This is a genomic window from Protofrankia sp. CiP1_Cm_nod3 (genome assembly GCF_982290655.1).
The window spans coordinates 5,143-6,204 of sequence record NZ_CEVIVD010000172.1 but is presented as its reverse complement, the minus strand read 5'-3'; the positions used below and the strand labels follow the sequence as shown (position 1 = coordinate 6,204).

General features: G+C 67.0%; 2 protein-coding genes. Both read left to right on the top strand.

All coding sequences use genetic code 11. The annotated features are described in order from the left end of the window. Positions 1 to 195 (top strand): hypothetical protein (locus tag AC5LUJ_RS21490; protein ID WP_493465614.1); only part of this gene is annotated, 195 nt, incomplete at its 5' end. Positions 196 to 221: 26 nt separating this feature from the next. Next, complete coding sequence (locus AC5LUJ_RS21485; RefSeq protein ID WP_493465613.1) at positions 222 to 917, top strand: NAD(P)-dependent oxidoreductase; 696 nt, start codon at positions 222 to 224, stop codon at positions 915 to 917. Positions 918 to 1,062 lie beyond the last annotated feature (145 nt).

Genomic DNA, 1,062 nt, shown 5'->3' with positions numbered 1-1,062 from the left:
TGGGCGGCGTTCACCACGACGATTCGTAAAACGCAGGGCCTGCGTGGGGGCGCGGAATTCCTCCCGTGGCTGCTCGACGGCGCATCCGAGGGAACACAGGCCAACGTTCTCGGGATGCTGCCGCCACCCGTCAGGTTCCTCTACCACTGGATATGGGCGCCCAAATATTACCGCACGGTGGGCACCATCACATGAACGGATCATTCAGAAGGAGCGTAGCCATGAGGATCGTCGTTTTCGGCGCCAACGGGCCGACCGGCCGGCTGCTGACCGGACAGGCGCTGGCCGCCGGTCATCACGTCGCCGCGGTGACCAGGCGGCCGGCGGAATTCCCGGTCACGCATGAACGGCTCGACGTCGTGGAAGCCGACGCGTACGACGCGCGGGCCGTCGACCGAGCCGTCGAAGGCGCCGACGTCGTGCTGTCGACGCTCGGTGTGCCGTTCACCCGCAAGCCGGTCACCATCTACAGCGACGGCATCCGTAACATCACCGCCGCGATGGTGCGGCACGGGGTCAAGCGAGTGGCCGTGGTGAGCTCGAGCGCCGCCGAGCCGCACCATCACGCGGACGGCGGTTGCCTGCTGAACCGGGTTCTCCAGCCGTTGATCACAGCGACGATCGGAAAGACGACCTACGCCGACATGCGCCGCATGGAGGAATTCCTGCGCGGCAGCGGCCTCGACTGGACGGTCATGCGCCCCTCGGGCCTTTTCGACGCGCCCGGTGTGACGGACTACGAGCTTCACGAGGACCAGGCGCCGGGCGTCTTCACCAGCCGCACCGACCTTGCCGCGAGCCTGCTCGAACAGGCGGCCGATACCCGGTTCGTGCGCAAGGCCGCCGCGGTGACAACCTCCGAAGGCGCCCCCACGCTGTTCCAGCTGCTGCGCCGGGAGGCATTCAAACGGGACTGACATCCGGTGTGAACGATGCCCCGCCCAGGGCATCGTTCACACCTTCTGGAATCGGGAGCGACCGGGCTTATCCGAACGGCGTCACCGCACCGGAGGGGCCTGTGCCGCTCACTGATGAGAGCTTGCGCTCCAGTAATGGGTCGTG